35 protein-coding genes are annotated in these 21,511 nt (G+C 68.9%); 1 reads left to right on the plus strand and 34 read right to left on the minus strand.

All coding sequences use genetic code 11. The annotated features are described in order from the left end of the window. Positions 1–9: 9 nt before the first annotated feature. From IU459_RS27010 to IU459_RS27110, 21 genes are all read right to left on the minus strand, one after another. Positions 10–504 (minus strand): phage tail termination protein, encoded by a 495-nt coding sequence (locus IU459_RS27010; RefSeq protein WP_440446532.1) that lies wholly within the window; start codon positions 502–504, stop codon positions 10–12. Next, the gene (locus IU459_RS27015) at positions 501–869 is read right to left on the minus strand and encodes a hypothetical protein (protein ID WP_195132396.1); all 369 of its coding nucleotides are present in this window, start codon (positions 867–869) and stop codon (positions 501–503) included. The genes IU459_RS27010 and IU459_RS27015 overlap by 4 nt, the downstream gene beginning before the upstream one ends. Further along, a complete protein-coding gene (locus IU459_RS27020) occupies positions 870–1,226 on the minus strand; it encodes a hypothetical protein (protein WP_195132397.1) in 357 nt (118 codons plus the stop codon). Between the two features lie 2 nt (positions 1,227–1,228). Then, a complete protein-coding gene (locus IU459_RS27025; protein WP_195132398.1) occupies positions 1,229–1,624 on the minus strand; it encodes a Gp19/Gp15/Gp42 family protein in 396 nt (131 codons plus the stop codon). A 4-nt stretch (positions 1,625–1,628) separates the two neighbouring features. After that, positions 1,629–1,979 (minus strand): hypothetical protein, encoded by a 351-nt coding sequence (locus IU459_RS27030; RefSeq protein ID WP_195132399.1) that lies wholly within the window; start codon positions 1,977–1,979, stop codon positions 1,629–1,631. Then, positions 1,976–2,881 (minus strand): major capsid protein, encoded by a 906-nt coding sequence (locus IU459_RS27035; RefSeq protein ID WP_195132400.1) that lies wholly within the window; start codon positions 2,879–2,881, stop codon positions 1,976–1,978. Before IU459_RS27035 ends, IU459_RS27030 begins: the two co-directional genes overlap by 4 nt. Before the next feature lie 18 nt (positions 2,882–2,899). After that, the gene (locus tag IU459_RS27040) at positions 2,900–3,280 is read right to left on the minus strand and encodes a capsid cement protein (protein WP_195132401.1); all 381 of its coding nucleotides are present in this window, start codon (positions 3,278–3,280) and stop codon (positions 2,900–2,902) included. 1 nt (position 3,281) lies between these two features. Continuing rightward, positions 3,282–3,938: a hypothetical protein gene (locus tag IU459_RS27045; RefSeq protein ID WP_195132402.1), complete on the minus strand. Its 657-nt coding sequence runs from the start codon at positions 3,936–3,938 to the stop codon at positions 3,282–3,284. After that, on the minus strand, positions 3,931–5,025 hold the full coding sequence (locus IU459_RS27050; protein WP_195132403.1) for a VG15 protein: 1,095 nt from the start codon (positions 5,023–5,025) through the stop codon (positions 3,931–3,933). The genes IU459_RS27045 and IU459_RS27050 overlap by 8 nt, the downstream gene beginning before the upstream one ends. After that, positions 5,026–6,468 carry a phage portal protein gene (locus IU459_RS27055; RefSeq protein WP_195132404.1) on the minus strand — a complete coding sequence of 481 codons (1,443 nt, stop codon included), beginning with the start codon at positions 6,466–6,468 and terminating at the stop codon, positions 5,026–5,028. 13 nt (positions 6,469–6,481) lie between these two features. Beyond that, positions 6,482–8,257 (minus strand): terminase, encoded by a 1,776-nt coding sequence (locus IU459_RS27060; protein WP_195132405.1) that lies wholly within the window; start codon positions 8,255–8,257, stop codon positions 6,482–6,484. Further along, on the minus strand, positions 8,241–8,615 hold the full coding sequence (locus IU459_RS27065) for a hypothetical protein (RefSeq protein ID WP_195132406.1): 375 nt from the start codon (positions 8,613–8,615) through the stop codon (positions 8,241–8,243). Before IU459_RS27065 ends, IU459_RS27060 begins: the two co-directional genes overlap by 17 nt. Before the next feature lie 67 nt (positions 8,616–8,682). Beyond that, on the minus strand, positions 8,683–9,270 hold the full coding sequence (locus tag IU459_RS27070; protein WP_195132407.1) for a bifunctional DNA primase/polymerase: 588 nt from the start codon (positions 9,268–9,270) through the stop codon (positions 8,683–8,685). Positions 9,271–9,466: 196 nt separating this feature from the next. Further along, positions 9,467–9,757, minus strand: coding sequence for an HNH endonuclease (locus IU459_RS27075; protein WP_195132408.1), 291 nt, complete (start codon positions 9,755–9,757; stop codon positions 9,467–9,469). Continuing rightward, positions 9,757–10,332, minus strand: a complete 576-nt coding sequence (locus IU459_RS27080) for a hypothetical protein (RefSeq protein WP_195132409.1) — start codon at positions 10,330–10,332, stop codon at positions 9,757–9,759. The genes IU459_RS27075 and IU459_RS27080 overlap by 1 nt, the downstream gene beginning before the upstream one ends. Further along, positions 10,329–10,721 (minus strand): hypothetical protein, encoded by a 393-nt coding sequence (locus IU459_RS27085; protein ID WP_195132410.1) that lies wholly within the window; start codon positions 10,719–10,721, stop codon positions 10,329–10,331. The genes IU459_RS27080 and IU459_RS27085 overlap by 4 nt, the downstream gene beginning before the upstream one ends. After that, positions 10,718–10,855 (minus strand): hypothetical protein, encoded by a 138-nt coding sequence (locus IU459_RS27090; protein WP_195132411.1) that lies wholly within the window; start codon positions 10,853–10,855, stop codon positions 10,718–10,720. Before IU459_RS27090 ends, IU459_RS27085 begins: the two co-directional genes overlap by 4 nt. Beyond that, positions 10,855–11,310 (minus strand): hypothetical protein, encoded by a 456-nt coding sequence (locus tag IU459_RS27095; RefSeq protein ID WP_195132412.1) that lies wholly within the window; start codon positions 11,308–11,310, stop codon positions 10,855–10,857. The genes IU459_RS27090 and IU459_RS27095 overlap by 1 nt, the downstream gene beginning before the upstream one ends. Before the next feature lie 95 nt (positions 11,311–11,405). Further along, on the minus strand, positions 11,406–11,639 hold the full coding sequence (locus tag IU459_RS27100; RefSeq protein WP_195132413.1) for an Acb2/Tad1 domain-containing protein: 234 nt from the start codon (positions 11,637–11,639) through the stop codon (positions 11,406–11,408). Continuing rightward, positions 11,636–12,424, minus strand: a complete 789-nt coding sequence (locus tag IU459_RS27105) for a DNA-methyltransferase (protein ID WP_195132414.1) — start codon at positions 12,422–12,424, stop codon at positions 11,636–11,638. Before IU459_RS27105 ends, IU459_RS27100 begins: the two co-directional genes overlap by 4 nt. Before the next feature lie 184 nt (positions 12,425–12,608). Next, on the minus strand, positions 12,609–13,622 hold the full coding sequence (locus IU459_RS27110) for a Fic family protein (RefSeq protein ID WP_195132415.1): 1,014 nt from the start codon (positions 13,620–13,622) through the stop codon (positions 12,609–12,611). Positions 13,623–13,872: 250 nt separating this feature from the next. Between IU459_RS27110 and IU459_RS27115 the strand changes: the two genes are divergently transcribed. Further along, complete coding sequence (locus tag IU459_RS27115; protein ID WP_195132416.1) at positions 13,873–14,154, plus strand: hypothetical protein; 282 nt, start codon at positions 13,873–13,875, stop codon at positions 14,152–14,154. A 110-nt stretch (positions 14,155–14,264) separates the two neighbouring features. Here the strand turns inward: IU459_RS27115 and IU459_RS27120 are convergent, their stop codons facing one another. From IU459_RS27120 to IU459_RS27180, 13 genes are all read right to left on the minus strand, one after another. Continuing rightward, entirely contained in the window at positions 14,265–14,744 is a 480-nt protein-coding gene (locus IU459_RS27120; RefSeq protein WP_195132417.1) for a hypothetical protein, read from the minus strand. After that, on the minus strand, positions 14,741–14,959 hold the full coding sequence (locus tag IU459_RS27125; protein ID WP_195132418.1) for a hypothetical protein: 219 nt from the start codon (positions 14,957–14,959) through the stop codon (positions 14,741–14,743). Before IU459_RS27125 ends, IU459_RS27120 begins: the two co-directional genes overlap by 4 nt. Next, entirely contained in the window at positions 14,956–15,960 is a 1,005-nt protein-coding gene (locus tag IU459_RS27130; RefSeq protein WP_195132419.1) for a hypothetical protein, read from the minus strand. The genes IU459_RS27125 and IU459_RS27130 overlap by 4 nt, the downstream gene beginning before the upstream one ends. Positions 15,961–16,207: 247 nt before the next feature. Further along, the gene (locus IU459_RS27135) at positions 16,208–16,678 is read right to left on the minus strand and encodes a hypothetical protein (protein WP_195132420.1); all 471 of its coding nucleotides are present in this window, start codon (positions 16,676–16,678) and stop codon (positions 16,208–16,210) included. Continuing rightward, positions 16,671–17,000: a hypothetical protein gene (locus IU459_RS27140; RefSeq protein ID WP_195132421.1), complete on the minus strand. Its 330-nt coding sequence runs from the start codon at positions 16,998–17,000 to the stop codon at positions 16,671–16,673. Before IU459_RS27140 ends, IU459_RS27135 begins: the two co-directional genes overlap by 8 nt. Continuing rightward, positions 16,997–17,395: a hypothetical protein gene (locus IU459_RS27145; protein WP_195132422.1), complete on the minus strand. Its 399-nt coding sequence runs from the start codon at positions 17,393–17,395 to the stop codon at positions 16,997–16,999. The genes IU459_RS27140 and IU459_RS27145 overlap by 4 nt, the downstream gene beginning before the upstream one ends. Next, positions 17,392–17,595: a hypothetical protein gene (locus IU459_RS27150; protein ID WP_195132423.1), complete on the minus strand. Its 204-nt coding sequence runs from the start codon at positions 17,593–17,595 to the stop codon at positions 17,392–17,394. The genes IU459_RS27145 and IU459_RS27150 overlap by 4 nt, the downstream gene beginning before the upstream one ends. Then, positions 17,592–18,794, minus strand: a complete 1,203-nt coding sequence (locus tag IU459_RS27155) for a hypothetical protein (RefSeq protein ID WP_195132495.1) — start codon at positions 18,792–18,794, stop codon at positions 17,592–17,594. The genes IU459_RS27150 and IU459_RS27155 overlap by 4 nt, the downstream gene beginning before the upstream one ends. Next, the gene (locus IU459_RS27160; RefSeq protein ID WP_195132424.1) at positions 18,791–19,042 is read right to left on the minus strand and encodes a hypothetical protein; all 252 of its coding nucleotides are present in this window, start codon (positions 19,040–19,042) and stop codon (positions 18,791–18,793) included. Before IU459_RS27160 ends, IU459_RS27155 begins: the two co-directional genes overlap by 4 nt. Next, entirely contained in the window at positions 19,035–19,829 is a 795-nt protein-coding gene (locus IU459_RS27165) for a hypothetical protein (RefSeq protein WP_195132425.1), read from the minus strand. Before IU459_RS27165 ends, IU459_RS27160 begins: the two co-directional genes overlap by 8 nt. Then, on the minus strand, positions 19,774–20,973 hold the full coding sequence (locus IU459_RS27170; protein WP_195132426.1) for a hypothetical protein: 1,200 nt from the start codon (positions 20,971–20,973) through the stop codon (positions 19,774–19,776). Before IU459_RS27170 ends, IU459_RS27165 begins: the two co-directional genes overlap by 56 nt. Before the next feature lie 61 nt (positions 20,974–21,034). Continuing rightward, complete coding sequence (locus IU459_RS27175; RefSeq protein WP_228838594.1) at positions 21,035–21,286, minus strand: hypothetical protein; 252 nt, start codon at positions 21,284–21,286, stop codon at positions 21,035–21,037. Continuing rightward, on the minus strand, positions 21,283–21,507 hold the full coding sequence (locus tag IU459_RS27180; protein ID WP_195132427.1) for a hypothetical protein: 225 nt from the start codon (positions 21,505–21,507) through the stop codon (positions 21,283–21,285). The genes IU459_RS27175 and IU459_RS27180 overlap by 4 nt, the downstream gene beginning before the upstream one ends. Positions 21,508–21,511: the final 4 nt, after the last annotated feature.

A 21,511-nucleotide genomic window follows, 5' to 3' on the forward strand; every position in this document is an offset into this window, starting at 1 on the left:
GGGGGTGGATCAGAGAGGGAGGGACTCGCGGATACGCGCGTAGTCCGGAATGCCGCGCGGCAGACGACATTCCACACGGAAGGTCACCGGCACCAGCCGGTGATCGGGATTCAGTTCGGGCAGCTGCTGCGGTCCGATCATCTCCTCGACGAACGAGACGTAGGAGACCGAGCCGTCCTCGTGGCGGACCTCGCCGCCGTGCTCGTAGGACAACAGCATCTGGCGCAGGTATTCCACGACCGCCCACGAATCCGCGCGGGTCTGGCCGATGACGCCCAGCTGCACGGCTGCGGCGTCGATCAGGCCATCCGCGCCGAGGCCGCCTCGATACACGCGCACCACGACGCACCCGGCGTCGAGCAGCTCGTTCAGGTCGTCGGGCAGCCACGTCACCGCCAACCCTGGCGGGTTCAGCAGATCCAGCCAGCGCTGCGCCAGATCGAGCACGACCAGTTCGCGGTCGGGCCAGCCGCCCTCGTACCAGTCCGGAAACTGCACGCTCACAGCGTCCCCAACCGGTTGAGCACCTGGTTGAGATCATGCGCGCCGCCGACGACCGCGGTCACATTGCCATCGTCGTCGTGAATCTCGTAACCGAATTCGTGCGACAACCCATGCGGCGCCTCACTGCCGCCGATGACCAGACGCGACTTCCAGCGATCCTTGAGCCGCCCACCACGGAAGGTCTCGACACGCGCCGACCGCGCCAGGCGGCCGGTGCGCTGGGAGACCTCGTCGCGGTAGATGGCCTGCGCGATCTCGGCGACCTCGAACATCAGCGAACGCATCTGCGCCGACAGCAGCAGACCGGCGATGGCCGGGTTGCTGCCGGCACCGGCGGCGTCCCGGTAGGGGATATTGTGGCGCACCTATGTCACCGCCTTCACCGAATAGGTCACATAGCCGGGGTCCCAACCGCTCATCGGATGCACGTGGTCCCAATTCGCCGGGCCGAGCACCTGATACACGACCCCGGTGGATTCGCGCCGCAGCTGATCGGACTGCTTGACCTCGGCCGAACCCTTCGGCACCGCCAGGGTGCCGGTGAGCGTCGCCGAGTCGCGGGCTGTGGCCGGGTACGTGCCGCCGGGTTCGACGGGCACGTTCTGCCAGAACACGCAGCGTTCGAGACTGCCGGCGGCCGCCGGGGCCTTGTCGCCGACACGGTCACGAATGCCACGCAGGATCGTCCATTCCTCACCGAAGGGGACTTCGAACGGCTGCATCGCTACAGCCCTGGGGCCGAGACCGACTTGGCTCCCGAGACATCCACGCCCAGCGCGGCGAGGATGCCGTCGCGCTCGGAGTCGTAGATGTAGAGGTTGCCGTCGGGGTTCTTGAACGCGATCTGCGTCGAGAACGGGCCCATCACCTGGTAGGTGGACTGCGCGCCCTCGACCGCGCCGGTGGTCATCGCTCGGCGAACCATGCTGCGCGAGAGGATGTTCAGGCCCTGGGCGAGGTTCGCATCGGCGGCCGCCAGGGCCGCGAGGTCGCCGAAGGGCTTGAACCAGATTCCCAGCCACCAGGCGGCATCGTCGAGCAGCACGCTGGCGCGATCCTTCTCCGCCTGGGACAGGGTGCGCCAGCCGTCCTCGAGCTCGTCAGCGGTGGCGTAGGCCATCGCCTCAGCCGTCCACGCGCAGAGTGCCGCGACGTTTGCGGGCGGCGGGCCTGTCGGTGTCGGGCTCGCCGTCTTCGTCCGCGGGCTCATACACCAGGTCAGCAGCCGCCGCCGGGGCAGGCTGCGCGTCCTCGGCGTCGTCGGCGGCGTTCTCGTCGATCGTCTCGCCGACCGGGTCCGGGTCCGCCGCCGGGGCGGGCTCGGGTTTCGGCAGGAGCACGTTGAGCCGGTCGAACCGCTCGAGATCGGCGGTGTTGACCTGCACCACCGTTCCGCAATCTGCGCGTCGGGTACGGCCTTTGTCGTCGAGGTAGACGATCGAGCCCAGCACCACGGTCCGTTCCACGGTGCTCATGCCGCGAGCCCGGTGATCTTCAGCGCGTTGTACGGGTTGGTCACCGCGAACACCGGGCTGATCGAGGTCTGCACCCAGGTCGACTGGACACTCGGATCCCGCCAGGTCTCGGTGGTCAGCGGCTCCTCGTAGCGGACCTGTCCGACCATGCCTTCCTGCACGGCGTACGCGGTTCCCGCGGTGATCACGTTGGACACCGCCAGCCCGAATCCCTGGCTGCGCAGCCAGGCTTCCGCGTCGCCGTAGATGATCGACAGGTTCGCGAATTCCTGCGGGTTCAGGATGATCAGGTTGTACTGCGTCCCGAGCTCCTTGACCGCCGCCCGCTTGCGGATCTCAGCAAGGTCCGCCGCCGGCAGGGCGGCCTTGTTCTCCGTCGAGATGGTCAGCACGGTGGCATCCAGCCACGAGGTGCCGCTGATCTGCACGTCGGAACCGATCGCGGTGATCGAGGCCTCCAGCTCCGTCAGGGCGCGCACGTGCAACTGTCGCTGCACGTCGTTGCCCAGCTTCACACCTTCGGTCTGGATGGCCGACATGTCATTGCGGCGACGGGCCTCGTCAGTGATCTTGAACTTGCCGCCGAGCTTCTCGACCTGCGCGGTCAACGGCTCGGGCCGGTCGAAGGTGACTTCCGGGAACTCCGCGCCCGGCGCGACCTTCTGCACGGAGCGGGTCGGGAACAGGTCGTTCTTGGTGAGCTGGGTGTAGACCAGCGCGCCACCGGAAACGGTGCCGCCGTTGGTGAAGATCCGCTCGGCGAAGTAGCCCTTCAGCGCCAGATCCGACAGGTAGGCGTTGATGCGCGTCGGCTCCTTCAACATCAAATCGACGGTGATGTTGTTGCCCGACACCGACGGGGTGCCCAGCGGGAACTCCTGGTTATACGCCGTGTATGCCATTGCCGTTCCTCCTTTCGGTTACGCGCCGTAGAAGGCGATGAAGATCGGGTTGTTGTTGGTGCCGTCCTCGACGGCCTGCCCGACGGCGATACCGGAGGCGAGGGTGACGACCTTGCCGCCGGTACCGACCTCGACCTGAGCGCCGGCGGAGATGCTGCCGCCCGCGGTGACCGGCAGGATCCCGCCGCGGCGGATCAGGCCGATGGCGCCGGAAGCGATGTCGGCGCAGGCCACCCCGAATGCCTTCGCCGCGGCGGTGGCGGTCGCGACCTTGATCAGGCCGGTGGTGGCGTCGCGGGTGGCGGAGATACCTACACACGTCTTACCCGTGATAGCGGCGGTGGCCAGGCCGGTGATGTCGGCGCCCGGCCGAAACAGTGGCTGCGAATCATTCGCCATGTCAGCTCCTTTCGGAATCCCGCGGCCGCCAGGACGCGGGGTATGAGGTGTCCGGCGGTGCCGGTGGAGTAGGCGAGGCTCCAGGCCTCAGACCCTCGACCGGCCGATCACTCGGCGGCGGGGTCGGTGCGGCGCTGGAGGGATACCGGGCGGCGATGCGGGCCGCTCGGGCGTCCAGCTCTTCCGGGGTGCCTGACCCCAGCAAGTCGAAGTCCTCTTCGAGGACGCCGTGCTTGTGCGCGGCACGCAGCACGTTCAGTTCGTTGGTTCGCGCGTCGAGATCCGTCTTGAGCTGCGCGGCCTGGTCGTTGGCGCGCTGGATGTCGGTCTTCGCCGCCTCCTGCGCCTGGTTGTGCGCCTCGATGATCGGCTCAGCCTCCCGCAGCCTCGTACGCCAGCCCGCGTTCTCCTTGCGCAGATCCTTGATCACCGCCTCGTACTCCTCCGGCGTCTTCGGGGCGGCGGGCTCGGGCGGTGCCGGATTCGCCGGTGCGGCAGGTTCGGTCGACGCCGATGCGGCAGGAGCGGGGGCTGGTGAGGCCGGCGGCGCGGCGGGCGTGGGCGCGGCCAGCGGAAAGCTGCTGATCCCCCCTCCCCCTGCGCCTGCGCTGCCGACGACGATCGGGATGGCGGGCTGGGTAATCGGGTTGTCACTCATCGGTGGTGGCCCTCCTGGGGCGTCGGGCCGCCGCCAGGGCGGCCGGTGGGCGTTCCTTGATCACAGTCGCGAAAGCGCGGATGGCTTCGCTGCCGGTCAAGCCTTCGGTGACCTCGGCCCAGAGCTTCTCGATTTCCTCACCCAGCTCCGGGTCACGCTCGATGCGGCGGAACGCTCTGTTGAACACGCGCCGCGGCTCCTCGCCGGCCTGAGTGGCCGCTGTGCTCGCGGCGATCCAGAGCCGTTCCAACCGCTCGGATTCCTCGCGGCCCTCCCAGTCCTGGCCGCGGCGCACGAGCACGGCCTCGCAGTCGCATCCGTCGTGGTAACGCTCGCCCAGCGCACGACTGCCGCGAGGCCGCCCGCCGCGGCCGACGACCGTCAGCGCGGACTTGTCCGACCGGTAGACCGGGCCGCGTGAGGCCAGCATCGCGCAGAACGCGCAGTTCTCGCTGCCGGACAGCACACGCGCCCAACCGATCTCCTCGCCCGCACCGAGCGCCGCGTTGACCACCGCGTTGCGGCCCGCCTGCGCGGCATGCCGCGCCAGGGTGGCCGACAGGCGCTGCGACACCTGCACGACCACACGGGGGTCGGTGCGGTTGTCCAGCGTCGGCGCGATCACCCGGCTACGGGCTCGCCGACGGGATCGCGGGTCGAGTTCGCTCGGTGCGGCCACGCGACCGCGAGGGCGCTCGGCCACCTCCGGCGCGGTGACCCGTATTCGCTCCCGCGGCTGTTCATCGGCACCGGTCACGCGGGCAGCGGGCTGCGGTTCCTCTGGTTCGGGTGCGGGCCGCGGCGGCGGAGGCTCGACGGCGCGGTCGATCGCGGCCACCACGGCGGCGACCGGGTACGGGTCCGGTTCTGGGATGCGAATATCCGGGTCGAACTCGCGGATCGCCCGCGTGGCCTGGGCGTGGCTGCGGCGGCGGGCCGCCACCACCTCGCGGTGCAGGCGGCGCGCCATCTGCTGCCGCTGCTGCGGCGTGACCGGCACACCCTCGGCGCGCATGCGCCGCAGGATGATCCGGGACAGCGTGGCGCCGAGCGCGCGGTGCAGCAGCCGCAGCGCAGCGGACAGCATTCAGACCTCGATCAGGCGGTCGTCCTGGCGTGCGCGCGCTTGCAGGGCGCGCTCGACCTTTTCCTTCGACCAGCCGGGAATGTCCTCCCAGACCATCTCCGGTGGGATGTCGAGCATCGTGGCCATCTTGCCGAGACCGTCGATCGTCTGCGCGAAGCTGCGTGCGGTCGTGTCGTCCCAGATCACCTCGGCCGCGAAATCCGCTGCCGCCGCCACGTCACCGGAGATGTGCGCCGCGGTGCGCAGTGTCTGCTCGTGCGATTCCCCGAGCGAGGTCTGGATCTCGGAGGCCTTGCGATCCTTACCCGCCTCGAGCGCTGCCAGGCTCGCCTCGGAGATATTGCTGATCCCCGACAAACCGAGCTGCTGGGCAGGTACCTGCCCGATCGCAGCGGCGTCGCGCAGGGCGCTCTCTTTGGACTTGATGTAGTTCTCGAGGTCGGTGGCGTCGAACTGGCCGGCTTTGGTGTTCGGATCCTTGAAGAACTGGGTGTCGGAGACTGCGACACGCAGTGCGTCGGCTTCGCTCTTGGGCAGCCAGCCCATGACGTAGCGCTGCTTGAACGCCGAGTAGTACTGGGCCACCAGCATTTGGTAGGTGGTCTCGTTGATCCTCTGCTGAATCGTCAGCAGGGGTTCGATGATGCCGAACTGTTCCTCCCCGTCGAGCAGGATGCGGTCTCGATATCGCACGATCGGGCAGACGCCGACATCGTGACGACGGCCCTCGATGTAGTCGAAGTTGTTGACGCTGATGTAGGAGGGGTCGCGCCAGCCGAAGGCGGACTGCGGGAGGTTCTTCGCGCCGATGAAGTGGACGTTCACCTCGTCGTAGAGCCGAATCATCGGCCCCTTCATTTCCAGCGCCATGATCGGCCAGGCGTCGTCGACCGGGCCGCCGTCGCGCGGATCCCACTCCAGCGGCTCACCGTAGATCGCGGTCATCTGACGCGGGGAGACGCCGCGGATGTAGACCGGAATCTCCTCGCCGCCGGTCCAATCCTTCGGCCGCAGTGACGGCAGCACCGTCGCATACGAGGTCCCGTAGTGCAGTGCCGAGCGATGAATGCCGGTCTGGCCCGCGCCCATCCGGTTGCGCTGCCACCACTTCCACGGCCCCGACCGTGTGCCGGTGCGCCGCTGGGTCAGTTCGTCGACCGTGACACCGGTCAGGTAGTTGCCGACCTTCATCGCCTGGCCGTACACGTCCAAGATCAACGGCAGAAAGTTCGTCTGCGACTTGCGGGCAAGACCGACCAGAGCGGCCAACGACCCCTGCGCCTGCGAGGAACTGATGCCGCGGATCTCCAGTGCGTGCACCGCCGCTTCGGGCGAATCCCACGGCTTCAGCGCCGCGTCGAGCACATCCAGGCGCGGCATCTCATATGCCCGCGGGCCCTGCAACATCTCGCGTACGGCGTCGACGGCCTGAGCCCGATTCACCGATCACCGCCTCTCACAAGAAGAACGCCTCGTTCGGCCCGTCGGGGTTGGCCAGCAGCCAGGTCTTTCGCATCAGCCGGGCGCCGACCATCGCCACCGCGGCGTCGACCTTCCTCGACGAACCGCGGCCCGACTTGCCTAGGCCGACGCCGTACTTGCCCGGGCGCCGGCGCGCGTTGTGCACGTGCGTGCGCAACCGCTTGTTGCCGTCGTAGCGGAACGCGCCGTCCTTGATGTCGGTCACCGTGCGCTCGGCGTGCTGGGTGTGCAGCGCGGCGTGCCGCGGTGAGCGCATGTCCCAGATGATCGGGTGCTGGCGGTCTCCCGACTTCACGGCCGGCAGACGCCAGTCCTGGATCTCGGTCCAGTCGTCGCACAGCGGCTCCCAGTACAGCTCGCCGGACTCGTCGTCACGGGCGTCGGACGGGTCGCACCACAAGCCGTACACGTCCCAGCGAGCGCACGCCCACCGGACGCGGCCGTCGACGTCAGCGCGGTCGACCAGCCACGCGCGCTTGCTGTCCCAGTTCGCCGGTCGTTCCCATATGCCGACGACGAACACGTCGCCGGTGTCGAGGCGGCAGCCGATCAGCGCGGTCGCGTCGTCGCTCTTGGAGCCGTCGAGGAACAAGAACACCTCGGCGCCCTCGGGCGGTAGGACACTCGGGTCGGCCAGGCGATCCCAGAGTTGCGGGGTGGTCCAGGCGTCGGCGGTGGCGACGATCTGGTTGTACCACTTGCGCCGTGACTCGCTCGGCGGGTTCTCCGGGTTCAGGATGTACTGGACGATGCTGCCGTTGCGGCGGGTGTCCAGCCAGGTCGAGTCGCCCGCGATCGCCCGCACCACCGCGGGCGCGTCCTCCGCGGTGAGCGGGGCCTCCGGCGGCGCTTCCAGCGAGTCATACAGCAGGCCGAAGTCCATCGCCGTCGGGTCCTCGCCCTGCGTGGCGTCGTAGGCCTCGCGGCGGCGCTCGCCGACCGAGTCCTCCCCGGGACGGTAGGCGTTGCAGATGTCGAGCATCCGCGCCGCGCCGCGCTCGGACTTCGCGGCGTTGCCCGCCAGGGCACCGGCCATGTCGTGACCGCGGTTGGACTCGCGCCAGTTCTGGGTCTCGTTGCGGATCACCAGGGTCGGGCGCCCGCCCTCGATCGAGTCCGGGTTGCTGGTCACGGCCTCGATCTGGCGGGTATCGCCCAGCCCGAAGACGTGGAACTTGCCGGGCTGGCCGATGCCGTAGCGGTTGCGCGTCTCCGGTGGCAGCAGCACCGGGAACAGTTGCATGGTGTTCTTGGTCTGCTTCTCCGACACCGCGACGATCTGCACCCAGGCGTTCGGCTCCTGCGCGCCGACCGGGCGGCCATGATGCCAGTGGTCGAAGTTCACTTCGGCGAAGCACGCAGCCAGCGCCAGGCACGCGGCCAGCGGGTCCTTACCCCAGCCCTTCAGCCGTTGCAGCACCGCGTTGCGATGGATGAAGTCGCCTTCGGCATCGACCGCGAAGTACCAGAGGATGAACCGGGCCTGCTCGAGGGTGAACTGCCATTCGCGGCCCTTCTTGTCGCGCAGCCACCGACCACACCACGCCAGCACCCGCCACCCGAGCGTGCACTCCGGCAGCAGCCATCCGCCGTCCCACTGCCAGGTGGGGCCGATCTTGACCGGCTCCCACTCCAGATCTGTTGGCGGCGCGGTGGTTTCGAGCTTGTACTCGTACCACTCGATGATCTGCGCGAACTCCGATTCCGCGGACGTGATGAGGGCAGGACCGGCGCTACGCGCTCTGGCCACGCTTGGACCAGCGCGCGTTCGCCGCCGCGCGGGCCGCCGTGCTCCGCGATTCCATCCCGGCCTCGCCGCTATCGGCGTCGGGCAGCTTCAACTGCCGCAGCAGGCCGGCCAGCGTCGCGCGATGCTGACGCAGCTCGCTCACCAGCGGGTTGACCACACGCTGACCCATCGAGCCCGCGATCATGATCGAGTCCTTCGACAACGCCGACTCCAGAGCGTCGATCAGATCGACCTCGCGCGCGGCCTCACGCAGCACGCGCAGCTCGTCGGGACGCAACTCCCACTTGCCGACGATGTCGGTCCACAACTTCCGGCCACCGGGGCGAAGCCCCTTCGGCGCAGCAGGTTTCGATGCCATCCGACCTCCAGGGTCTCGACCGCCACCAGGGCGGCTGGCCGAGCCGCCCCGAGGCCGAGACCGCAGGTCAGCTCACTACTTCGGACAGATCAGCCAGGCGGCGCACCGAGCCCGGCGCCGGACGCTCGGTGACCGTGATGTACCGGCCAACGCTGTAGTGCTCCACCCGCAGACCGTCGCCGGTCACATATCGGCGGCCGCGGCCTTCGGGCATGCGACCCCAGACGTGCAGACCATCACCCGAGGGCGAGACCTCGATGTAGGTCGGCGGCAGCTGCGCGAGGAACCTCGCGGCGGCCGGGGTCAGTAGACCGTCGATGAGGCAGTGGTCGAGGTCGAGGCAGCCGATGCCAGCACCCAGGACGAACCCCTTGCGGGCGGCCGGGCGCACGCGCGACCACGGCGACCAGGTCGCGGCGTCGGTCGACGAAGCAGCCTTGCCGGTCGGCTGAATCGGCACCTTCGTCGGCAGCCCGCCGCGGCTGGCCAGCTTCCACATCACCCAGCGGTCGCGGGTGCGCAACTCGACGGGCAGCACCTGGCGGTCACGGTAGGCGGCCTGCTTGCAGGCGTTCGAACAGAACCGCGGCGTCCGGCCGCGCGCGTTCGTCGGCTGGAACCGCACGCCGCAGTACTCGCACTCCCTGCTGCCCATACACCCATTCTACCTGGATGTGTTACGAATTAGAGCCCCTATCAGTGGTGATGCCAGCAACACGGCGGACTGGTCACGTCGGCTCACCGGGCGCACCACGCTGACCTGCGAAAAAACAGGAGAGGGGCGCACGCATGGTCGGAGGTGCTATGCCTTCCGCCGCTCCCGAGCCCGATCGAGGGTCATCCCCCACCCCTCAGCTACGCCTCGGCAACCGTCCGGGGTGTGGCTCGGGCTCGCGGTACCGACTCCGCTTGGCCTTGCCCGCTTGCGCCTCACCCTGAGTCTTGGCGTCGTGGCAGTCCTTGCACAGCACCTGAAGGTTGTCGTCGTCATCGGTCCCGTCGGCCTTGACGTTGATGATGTGGTCGACCTCATGGCCGGGCCTGCTGCACTTCTGACAGATGCCTTTGTCGCGCTGGCGGATCTGCTCGGCCTGTGCCCGCGGCACTCCGCGGTATCGGTCGGGGTCACGGGACCAGGCCATCAGTCCGGCGCTGTGGTGTAGATGAGCGGACCGGACTCGTCGAGGCGGCAGCCGCTGTCGTAGGTGGCTGCCAGTCGGACAGCGAGGTCGACGGCCTTCACGGGGTCGGCGCGGTTGGCAGCGGATGTGTGCATACTGCCGAGCGCGATGTCGCGGCCTGACCCGATGGCGACGATGCCGTTGTTCGGGCGGATCGCGTTGTGCGCGTGCACCAACCACAGATGCTGGCGCCAGGCCATGAGGATCGCGCCGTCGATGTTGTTCCCGTCGAGCACCGATGGGGTGGCCTCGGCGAGGATCTGGGTCATCGCTTCGGCGACCTGGTGAGCCCAGCTGTCCACCGCATCCCGGTCGGCGTGTGGCTGCGGTGCGCTCTCGATGGTCAGATTGTGTGTCACGGTCGGCACGATGGCCGCGTTGCCCGATGCGCCGATGATGAGCTGCTCCGGGTATATGGAGAACTGCTTGCGTGCGATCTTGCCCTGGTTGTAAACGAACGTGCCGCTGTGATCGGAGGCGTTGTCGGCGCCCATCACCACGTGATCGCCGGTCACCATGGCCGCGACGACGGTCACGCGCGACCGGCTCTTGCGCCGCCTGCGCCGGCCATGCCGCACGCGCACCTGCTGCCGACGATGTGGTGGGTGTCGCCGACGCAGGGCGGCCGGTCCTCGTCCGCCCTGTGCGTGACCGGCTCGGATGCGTCGAGCAGGTGAGCCAGGCTGCCGAGCGCCTGACGGGCGGTGGCCTCATCCCATTCAGCCGCGGCGTCCAAATCGACCTCGTCCACGAAGACCAGGACACCGGCAGCGCCGGTGGTGGCGCGGATGCCGTGCGCCTGATACGCCAGTACCTCGGCGTCTACGGGTGCACAGCGGTCGATCACGAGTACGAACGGCGTCTCGGATGCGGCGCCGAGTGTTCGCGTCGGCAGTTCGAGCACGCGCAGGCGCATCGGGCTCACCACTGCACCGCCATCAGGATGCGCAGCGGAATCGCCTTCAGCATCGGCGCGTGACCGATCGGGTGGTGCAGCAGGGAATCGACGGCAGCTCTGACGATCTCGGCTGCGGCGTTGGCGAGCGTGGGCAGGTCCATCACTCCTGCTCGAGGTCTGCGAATGCCCGCGCGACCTCATCGAAGAACCAGTCCATCGGCGTTGTCGGCGGATCCGGCTCGACGACGCGCAACAGCACCGGATCCCCGCCTTCGGGTGGGCTGAAGAGGGTTTCGCGTGACTGGTCGAGGTAGAGCACACCGCCGTCGCCATCGATCGCGCCGCCGGTGATGCGGATGTAGCTGCCGTCGTCGCGACGCAGGAACCGGTCAGCGGCGATGGCGCAGTCGTCGAGGTAGGCGCTGATGGTGCCGGCATCGACGATGATCTGCCCGGCGAGGTAGTCGCGACTGCCGGTGGTCCGGGTCTCGATGTCGACCTGGGCGGTGGTGGGCAGATCGACTGCGAGGGTGAACGTCTCGAAGTCGAGAGTGCGGTGAATGCCGGCCATGTACTGTTCGACCTCCTGGTGGATGGAATGAATTTGCGACGACATAAGGGGCTCCGGTGGCGCCCGTGTCCCCCGCTGGCCCGGACGCGGGCACCATGGTCATGGGCCGCTTGCGGGGAGTGCGGTGCTGCGATCGAGGGTCAGTTCTTGGCGCGCGCGATGGCGGCGTTGGCCCAGAACATCGTCTCTTCGAGTTTGGTGAGCGCGAGGGCCTTCTCGCGGCCGGGCGGTAGTTCGCGGTCGAACCGGTGGGCCAGCTCGCGGCAGGCGGCGCGGGTCTGCTCGTGTGCGGTGACCTTGTCGCCGCTGGCCGGGTGATAGTTGAACCGGTTGTCGATGTCGTCGGTGCTGTTCGGGTCGTGGTAGCTCGTCACAGCGGATCAGCTCCTTGCGATAGGTGGTGGTCGGTGTGTTCGGCCAGCCGTCGTGTCGCGATCTCGGCGTAAGCCGCGCTCGCCTCGATACCGAGGAACCGCCGGCCTTCGGCCAGGGCGCCGACGCCGGTGGTTCCGGAGCCTGCGAAGGGGTCGAGAACGAGACCGCCGACAGGAACCGTGCGCACGAGGTAGCGCATCAGCTCGACCGGCTTGGCCGTGATGTGCTGGCGCTCTTTGCCTTTCGGCGAGCCGATCCGGTACACACCAGGCAGGCAGGGCGGCTGGTGATCGCGGTCGATGGTGCCGTGCGAGGCCCACAGGACGTATTCGCATTCGTTGCGGAAGCCGGGCTGCGGGCGCGCATTCGTTTTGGCCCACACCGTGATTCCGCGCCAGCGCCACCCCGCGGCTTGCAGCGCATCCGACATCGCGGGCAGCTGGCGCCAGTCGCAGAACACGAGGGCCTGCCCGCCGTGGCGCACGAGGCGCAACGCTTCACCCAGCCACAGGGTGCACCAGAGAGTGAACGAGCGCTGGTCGCGCTGGTCACCACCGAAGTCCGGCATCGCCTTGCCCGCGGCCGAACCGGTGCTGACGTACTTCTGCCGGGCGGTGCGCGATGTTCGTTCGGCGCTGCTGGTGCCACCGCTGCAGTAGGGCGGGTCGGTGATCAGCGCGTCGAACCCACCGGTGGTGAGAGTCCGCATGGTCGCGAGGGCCTCACCGTGGATGATCTCCGCATCGCGGATGCCCGTCCGGGTCGGATCGCTGTGGTCGTCCATGACCGCCGCCTTCCAGCCCCGAGCGGGCCGCGGCGGCCCGTCAGGGCATGAAAAAACCGCCCTGATCGACTTCCGGGGTCGGGTCGTCAGTAGCGGTTTGGAGTCTCACTGTAGCGACCTGGCAATTTGCGTGCAAGATCGTTGGTCGGCACCGGGCTTCGCGCACGGCGGCCCGGCGAGGCGGCTAGCGGCGCTTGTACCGGTTGCGCAGGTAGTCGTCGACCCACTTACGGCTCGACCGCCATTGGCCATCAGCGCCCCTGGTCGCTTGCAGGGTCCCCCGATTCGCTGCGGTACGCAGTGTGGTGTGGCTGATCTCGTTCGTGGCCAGAGCGCCCAGGGGGACCAGCTTGGCCGGCCCCGCCACAGCGGGCACGATGAATCGGTAGAGGTTGTCGAGGATCGCGCGAGCGAGGAACTCGCCCATCGCTCCGTAATCGCCCTTGTCCGCCCGTCGCAGCGCCTTGAGGTAGCGCTCCCGGTCGTTCTTGAAGATGATCACCGGCGGATACCCGAACCGGACGAGCATGAGATTCATCACCAGGCGTCCGGTACGACCGTTGCCGTCGAGGAACGGGTGAATCTGTTCGAAGTGGCAATGCGAGCGGGCGATTCGTTCGGTGAACTCCGGCGTACGTGCGCCGATCGTCAAGGCGTCTTCGCGCCACGCGGCCATGCGGGAGTCGATTGTCGGCCACGTCGGCGGCTTCATGCCGCCGTGGAACTGCTGGATCTCGTGCTGACGAAACGACCCGGGGCCCTCGTAGTCGGTCGCGTCGGGATGGGGTGCAACGTCCCAGACCGGCTGCATCGCCAACTGATGGATGTGACGGACCTCGTTGATCGAGATCACGCCGTCGGACTGATACAACGAGTCCTGCGTGGGGCCATCTTTGCGCCATGAGCCCTCGCGATACACCCACGTGGACGCAGCCGCGTAGCCCTGCACCTCCAGATACTCTTTCAACTGTTTGGCGCCAACTGCTCGGCCCTCCTTCAGCAGCTGCTCCACCTCGGAGATGACCAGTGTGTTCCCCTCGAGCGCTGTCGAGTGATGGGCCTCGGCAGTCCAGATATCGGTCCAGATATCCGATGCCTCCAGCGGGCTCGGGAGGCCACCGAGCTGGTTCCACAACTCACTGATCTGCGCATCGAGTCGCTTGTAGATCTCGTCACGAGCCGGACGGCCACGCCCCATTCGAGCACCCTTTCGATTTGTCACGCTCACGCGAAACTAAATGAACAGTACACTTTCGCGTGGGGACTAACTCGATTTACGGTCGATGACGTGCGCAAATGCTGATGTTCGCGCCCGGCCGATCAGGATCAGCCGTACGGTTTCGATCATTTGCCGCTACTCGGTGCACCCTCGATTGCCCGCCCTCGAGTTCGGGCAGGAGTGGGCGGGCTGGCGTGTGGAATCGATCTGCGAGGGTACGTGCCCTGGTGTGAACGATCGTGTCAGGCTCAGTGTCGCGGCGGTGCGGGATGCGCGGTTGTCGTTTCGAGCCAAGGGTGTGCTGGCGTTGCTGATCGCGGCCGGCGGCGGTGAGGAGTTCACGATCGAGTCGATCGCCGCCGCGGGCACCGAGGAACCCGCCGCGATCACCACGGCACTGCAGGAACTCCTCGAGTACGGCTACCTGGCCCGCCAACACCAGCCCGACGGACAGCTCAGCGAAACGGAATGGCTCATCACCGACACCCCCGACCGACCCGAACCATCATGAAACCGGCAGAAACCGCTCGTCGATCGTCATGTCCGCTCCTTTGGGTTGATCACCACGTGGCCGGGATGCAGGCCAATCGGGATAGTCGCATTCCGAGCCGCGAGGAGGGATCACGAGGATGCTCCTCCGTCGAGGGTTGGCCGGGTGAGGATTTCGTCGATGGTGGTGGCCATGGCGCGGAACGCCTCCCAGTCGCGGCGAGCGCGTTCCTTCTCGGCGTCGAGCCATTCGGTCGGCGGCCGGGGCGGGGACGGCTCGACCAGCCGCAGGTATCCACAGGCGCCACCGCCCACCGGGATCAGCACCGGCGCGGACTGGTCTACCTCGAGGTGCCCGCGACCGCTTCGGCGGTCTCGCACGAATCCCCAGACTCGGATGTAGATGTCATCGACCACCGCCCAGTAGATGCGGCGGTGGAAGTTCTCGATCAACACCGCGAGCAGATATCCGGGGACGAAGATCCGGCCGGCCAGGTAGCGGCGGGTTCCCGCATACCGTGTTTCGAGGGCGGCGCCGGCGTCGGTGAGTGTGGTGAGGAACTCCAGTGCTCCGGGCTCCTCGCCTGAGGCGACGATGTCGATCTCCGTCACGCCGGCATCCCTCCTCCGGGGTTCGCCAGTGACCGTTGCGGGTCGTAGTCGTAGAGGCTGCGGCCGCGGGCTCTTTCCTCGTCGGTGACCGTGTACTCGTCGATCAGTTGCCGGCCGCGGAATATGCTGACGCGCGACCAGCATCGCTCCCCGTCGTACTCGACGACGCTTGCGATGTCGCCGTTGCTGTCGACGGTGATGACTTCGCCGGTCATGCCGTTGCCTCCTTCGTGGGCTTTGTAGGCTTGGCGGTCCGTTCTCGTGCGGCAGTGTCGAGTACGTCGCCGAGCCGGTACACCTGCTCGTCGTCGGGGGCGAGCAGGTGGTCGGTGATGCGGATGAAGCCGTGCTCGTCGACGTGGCGCCAGCCGCGCGCCTGGATTCGGCGGCCCTTTTCTCGGTCGTTGCTCGCCCACCGATACAAGGTCGGCCGCGCGACCGGATGCCCCAGTGCCGGCAGCAGCCGCACGAGTTCGGCGAGGCTGTAGCACTGCTCGATCGCCAGCGCGGTGGCCTCAGCCTCGATCCGGCGCACGTCGTACTGGGTTTTGCAGCGGCCGCAGTACACGTAGGCGGCCGGGCGTCCCTGGTCGTCGAGTTCGGCGCGCAACCCGTACCCACAGGGCTGGCCGTCGTCGAGGGTTGCCGAGCACGCACCGAGGTAGCGGCGTTCGACAGGCCGGTCCACGAAACGGGTCAGCGCATCGACAGCTGTGGTGATGTCGGCCAGCAGTTCGGCGGCGGCCTCGTGCGCGCGCAGCTGGTGGCGGTGATGCGCCAGCCACACCGCGGCCTGCGCCGTGGCATCCGGTGGAACGACGGGCAGCGCCGCGGCGGTCCGGTCGGCGGTGACCGCGCCGCGGCGCGCGGCCGCCAACTCGAGCAAGTACGGCCCGCCGATGTACGGCGACTCGCCGAGGTCCTCGGCCAAAACTCGCGCCCACGTCGTGACCGAGTTCACGAGCCGGTGATAGGCCATGTCGCCGGCGAGGACGACGCCGCGGCCGGTCGTGACGCGCACCGGCAGCACGATCTCCGCGCTGCGGCCGACCTGGTGTGCGGTCATGCGGGCCAGACCCGCGCGGGTGACCGCGAACTCGGCCAGCAGCGCGGGCACCATGCCCAAGGCCTCGACGATGCGGTGGCCGCACTTCGTGCACAGCGGCGCGTGGTCGGCCACGGGACGTTCGCAGGCTAGGCAGGGTGTCTCGCTCATCGCCTGCCTAGGACGAATTCGAGTAGGCCCTCGACGAATCCGCTCACCAGCTCACCGGCCGCAGCCGCAGCGTCGAACTCCAGGCGTCGACGCTTCGGCAGCGTCGAGGGTTGTATGGGCGTAGTAAGTGCCGGTGGCGAGGAAATCCCTGAATCGGATTCCGGGAGGACATTCCTGGGGCGTGTCGGCCAGGGCACACCCGGGCAGCCGTTGACGTCCCGCTCGTAGGTCTCATACCAGGCCATCGCTATGCCTCCCACGTGATGTCGAGCCAGAGCGCGCCGTCCCGGCCGGGCTCGGCGGGGTGAATGACCGGCTCGGGTGTGGAGACATGGCGTGTGGAGTCGTCGGGGACGAACCCGTATCCGGGGTGCACGTTGAACCCGCGCTTGGTCTTGACGACCTTCTGCGGGGTGAGCCCGTCGACGACCGCTTTCACCGTCGGGGCGAGGTTCACGCTGTCGCGTGGCTTGTTGTCGCGGGGCCGGTAGTGCAGCGTGATCGTGGCGTACCCGACGCCCTTCGGCAGGCCCGCGGCGCGGGCGAGGGTGACCACGGCGGCGCGGATGGTCGCGATCTTGCGGGCCTTCGCCATCCGCGCGCCGGGGCTGGCGCCGCCGTCGTTCATCGACAACGGCGGGCACGTCCACGGCAAAAAGATCACCGCCGTGGCACTACCGACGTGGACGACCCCCGTGGGGGTCGCTCGATCACGCATCAGACAGCCCGCCACCCTCGGCGAGGCGCTTCTTCGCCGCATGCCAGTCATGAAGTTCCTGCTGGTACCGCTCGGCGGTCATCGCGTCGTCGACATCGACGCGCAGGCGGTAACCGGAGTGCTTGCCGCCCTCGAGCAGATCGGTGCCATGGGGGAAGTCGCAGCCATCGAGGCGGCCCGCGATGTCGTCGAGCACGTCTGTCATCGCACTGCCGCTGTCGGCGTGTGCTTCGAGGACCAGCTGCACTCGACGCTCGGGCACCGCGTGCGGGGCCGCGGCCTGCCCCTTCCGCTGCCGCGCGGCGGCGCTGTACGAAGTCATAGCAGTCCGATCAGGGTGTCGAGCGCGCAGTCGATGGCGGCGGCGCGCTCGGCCGGCGTCATCGCGGCGGCGGCGGTCCACATGGCGTCGTTGGCGCCGTCGAGTCCGGTGCGTGCCAGCGCGCGGAACTGCGGCACGAAACTCGAGCTGTCGTCGTCGATGTAGGCCGAGGGGGGCACGCCGCCGAGTGCGTCCTGCAGGCCGATGCAGGCCAGCTCGACAACGCGGGCGCTGGTCGGTGCATGGTCGGCGACCGCGGCGATCAGTTCGCGCTGGCAGGGTTGACATCCGTCGAGTGCCGCGCCGACGAGCTGGCCGAGCAGCCCGGCGTCGACGTCACGCCCGAATGGGTCGACGTCGACGGGGGCGCCGGAGTGGGTGTGTTCGCGAATCATAATGCGGCGGAGTCCTCCTCGGAGGTGGTGAGTCGATGAATGAGCACCGCGGGGTCGGTCAGCACAGCGGCGGCGAGGGCGACGCCGAGCGGGCTGTAGGTTTCGCCGAGCGCGGTGAGCACGGCGATCAGGCGCTTGTCGGCGTCGCGGGCGGTGGACTTGCGGGTGGTCGTTGCGGTGCGGGCGATTCTGCGGGTCATGGGATGCTTCTTTGCTGCTGGATGGTTGGGCGTAGGGCGATGACTCGGGCGTTGCCGCGGGCCACGGTTGCGGCGTCGACGATGCGTTTGACGGTCTTGTGGTGGACCTTGGCGTGTTTGGCGATGCGGGTGATGCGTGGTGTGCGGCCGGCGGCGGCATCGGCATCGGCGGCCGCGATCACGACGGCCACGACATCGGGGGGCATGGTGGTGGCGCCCTCGGCGATCAGCCGCGCGGCCAGCGCGTGCACCGCACTCGGATGCAACTGCACCGCGCTCGCACGCGCAGCCGGGGCGGCCGGTGTGGCGGTGGGTGTGGGTGCACTACCCGCGGCCGGTGCCGGGGCAGGTGCGCTCGCGGCGGCGGGTGCGCGCGGCGGTGCACCCATCGGCGCGGGTGTGGGTGCACCCGCGGTGGCCTGCGGTGATTCCGGTTCGGCGGTCGCGGGTGCGGCCTGGTGCATGGCGTGGGCGACCGCGGTGCTCACGGTGTGGTGGATCAGCAGCGCGATGCCGATCATGGCCGGTGGGATCGAGTGCACCCCGACCTCGAACCACGCGCCGGTGCGCAGGTGCGGGTAGGTGTTGAGCCCGAGGGTGAGCGCGAGCAGCGCCGCCTCCGCGGCGGTGCGGGCGCGGCGGTCGAGGTGGATCTTGCAGGCCGCCAGCCGGGACGCGCCGGCCATCACGATGATCAGGCAGACCGAGATCATCGCCTCGACCAGATAGCTGAACCAGTACAGCGGGTCGGTGACGGTGAGGCCGGCGGCGATGTTGTGCTGCACGTTCACCGCCGACCAACCCATCGCCGCGGTGACGACGAACCCGACACCACGCCCGGCCCAGACCCGGTAGCGGCGCAGCCCGGCCAGCCACGCCGCCGGGTGCAGGGTGCGCCGATGCTCGGCCAGCGCCCGGGCCGCGCCGAGGGTGTCGCGCTGCTCGATCGCTGCGATCGCATCGGCGGTCTTGCGTGCGCGCTCGCGGGCGGCGGCCGCCGATCGGGCGCTGGCGCGCAGGCCTGCACGGTCCAGTCGGCGGGTGTACTCGGCCAGCTCGCGCTCGGCGGCCAGCTCGTCATCGCTGAGCGCGTCGGTCAGCGCCGGGTCGTTCTGGTGAGCCATCCGCAGCCGCGCCCGGGCGACGCGCCCGGCCAGGGCGTCGGCGGCGGTGTGGGTGGCGTGGTGGCGGCCGCTCATGCTTGCCTCGCGGGCGGGGCGGCGGGTGGGGCGGGCAGCCATTCACCGACCGGTTTCCCGCCGACGGTGGCGCCGGTGACCACGTGCGCGTCGGGGACCGCGCCGCGGGCGCGCTGGATGCTGCGCAGCCCTCGGGCGATCCGGTCGGCGGTCACCCGGTCGCGGATGACCCGCAGATTCGGCACACCGCCTCCGGCGCCGCTCCACACGACACCGACCGCGCCCTCGATCCGCTCCTCCTCAGGCATAGGTGATGGCTCCCATCTGCATCCGGTGCCACCAGCGGCGCACCCACAGCGCATCGGCCCGGGCGGCGTGTGCTTGGCCGGGCGCGGGTGGTTCGACGCCGCACAGCCGTGACAGCAGCGCCGAGTTGCGCGGCAGCCGCTCGAGCAGGGCGAGGGTGATCCGCAGTGGCTCAGCGGCCGCGGCCGCCAGCCCGCCTTCGGCCATCGCTGCCGCGTAGGAGACCCCGAGCTGGCCGCGCAGCCATCCGGCGGCCTCGGTGGCGATGTTGGTCAGGTGGTAGTCCCACGGCTCGGCATCCAACCCGTGGCGATCCAGCATCCACGCGAAGGTCTCGGTGTCGAAGTTCGGGTTCAACCCGACGATGTTGGTGCCCGCCGTCCACCGCGACACCAGCACCGCGGCGGTGGGCTCGTCGACCGCGAAGACCGTGGCCGGGTCGATACCGCCGTCGGCGATGGCCTCGTCGATGGTGGTCGCGGCGTGCTCGGCGGGGGTCGTGCCCGCCGGGATGTCGGGGGTGTGCGCCGCAGGCCACCACAGCACCGGCGGGGCATCCGGGCCGCGGTCGGTCGCGTACTCGACATGCCGTTGATGGAACCGGCCGATCTTCAGCGCGGCGGGTTCGGCGTAGGTCAGGTCCACCTTGGTGATCTGGATATTGATCTCCCGGCATTCGACCGGGTCGCCGGAATATTTCTCGAATTCCTGGATCAGGTGAATTTCCCAGGGCCTACGACGCAAGTGAGCGGCCGTGGTCTCGACGTCGACGAACGTGGTGGATGCCATTCGTGCTCCGTTTCTGAGTTCGTTTCGTGGTTCGTTTCGTGGAATCGAGGGCATTGCGGCGGGCCTCGGAAATCACCGGCACCCGCCCGTCGCCCGGGCTGGGGCGCGGCGCGTGGCGCTGCCAGTCGGCGACCGAGTACGCGGTGTGGTCGCAAACGACCACCGGCAGACCCAGGGCGACCAGTTCGGGTGGTTCGTGGCGATGGCCGTGGTGGTCGCACCACGAGCAGCCCTGCCGGTCGGCGGTGCGCTCGGCGACCACGGCGATGCGCGCCCGTGCCGCATCCGCGCAGTCGCCGCACGGCTGCCCGCAGCTGTGCCCGCACGCGTGCTCGCCCGCCGTCGCCGTGGCCGGTGGTCGGGATCGATGCCGACCTGGTGGTGGTCTGCCGGGATCGTGATCAGAGTCGGAGTCTGTGCGCGGTTCGCGGGCGCGGGGCACGTAACTGGGTTGCGTTAGGTGATTGTTTTTCTCGATCGGTGAAGAAACAGAAGGTGACCTAACAGCTGCAACTGCACCAGCAACACAGGGTTCGTCGAACCCTTCGCCGAAGGGTTCCGAATCCGCCCGATTCGCCGGTTTCGGCCCCTCACCGGGAAGGGTTCCCGGAACCCTTCCCGTGAAGGGTTCGCCGAAGGGTTCCGGCGCGGGCGCGGGCAGCCGTGCGGCGCGCTCGCGCAGGTGCTCTTCGGCGGCGACCAGGGCAGCGTCCAGGCGGGTCGCCATCTCGGCGTTGGCGGGCCGGTGCACATCGACGCGCTGCAGTTCGGCCAGCAGCACCGACGCCAGTTTCGGGGAGCGGACCAGCGCCGCGGAGCGGGCGGCGTTGATCAGGATGTTCGGTTTGCGGCCAACCTCGTCGTCGTGCATGAATTCCCGCACCAGGAATTCCTCGGTGGCCGCATCGACGAACACCTCACCGGTGCGCTCCAGGCGTGCCAGCGCATCCCAGATATCGGCCTCGGTGGCCGGAGCGACGATCCGTACCCACCGCCGCACCGTCACCCGACCCAACCCGGCGTTATCGCATTCGGTGTGGCTTTGCAGCACGAGAAACAGCAGCTTCTCCAGAACGTCGTGCTGCTCGCAGAATTCGTCGTCCTGTAGGCGAGAGGCCCACGACTTCGTGAAATTCCGTCCCATATAAATTCGCCTCTCTGACTTCCGGCCGGACCGGGGGTGGATCCGGCCGCATTGACTGGAACTAGGTCTGGTCCCCGGCGAGCGGCTCGGCGATGTCGAACAGCCCAGGCTCAGCCAGTGCCGCGACGCGGCGCGCGGCGGCGCGTTCGTGCATCTGGCACACCGGCCCGATCCGCGCCGCCACCGAGCTCGGTGCGTGGACCCAGCCCCGGCAGCGGCGGCACTGCACCGCCAACCGCACCGGGGTGCCGTCCTCGAGCGCGGCCGCGGCGGTCTGCTCCGGCGGCTGGTCGTCGTGATGGGTGGCTGTCACTGGTCGCGCTCACTCTCGGGGAGATCTCCATCGGATTCGGTGACGTCGAACAAGGTCAGGGCCCCGACCAGCGCGCGGCACTCACCGCACAACCGATCGCGCGGCACCGGCCGGTCCGGGGCGAACGGGCGGCGGCACTCCCGGCAGTCCATGAGCACCACCGGCCCATACCGGCCCACCCGGTAGCGGTGCGGCAGCGGGCCACACTCCGTGCGCACCACCCGC

Source organism: Nocardia amamiensis, from assembly GCF_015477605.1.
Lineage (GTDB): Bacteria > Actinomycetota > Actinomycetes > Mycobacteriales > Mycobacteriaceae > Nocardia > Nocardia amamiensis_A.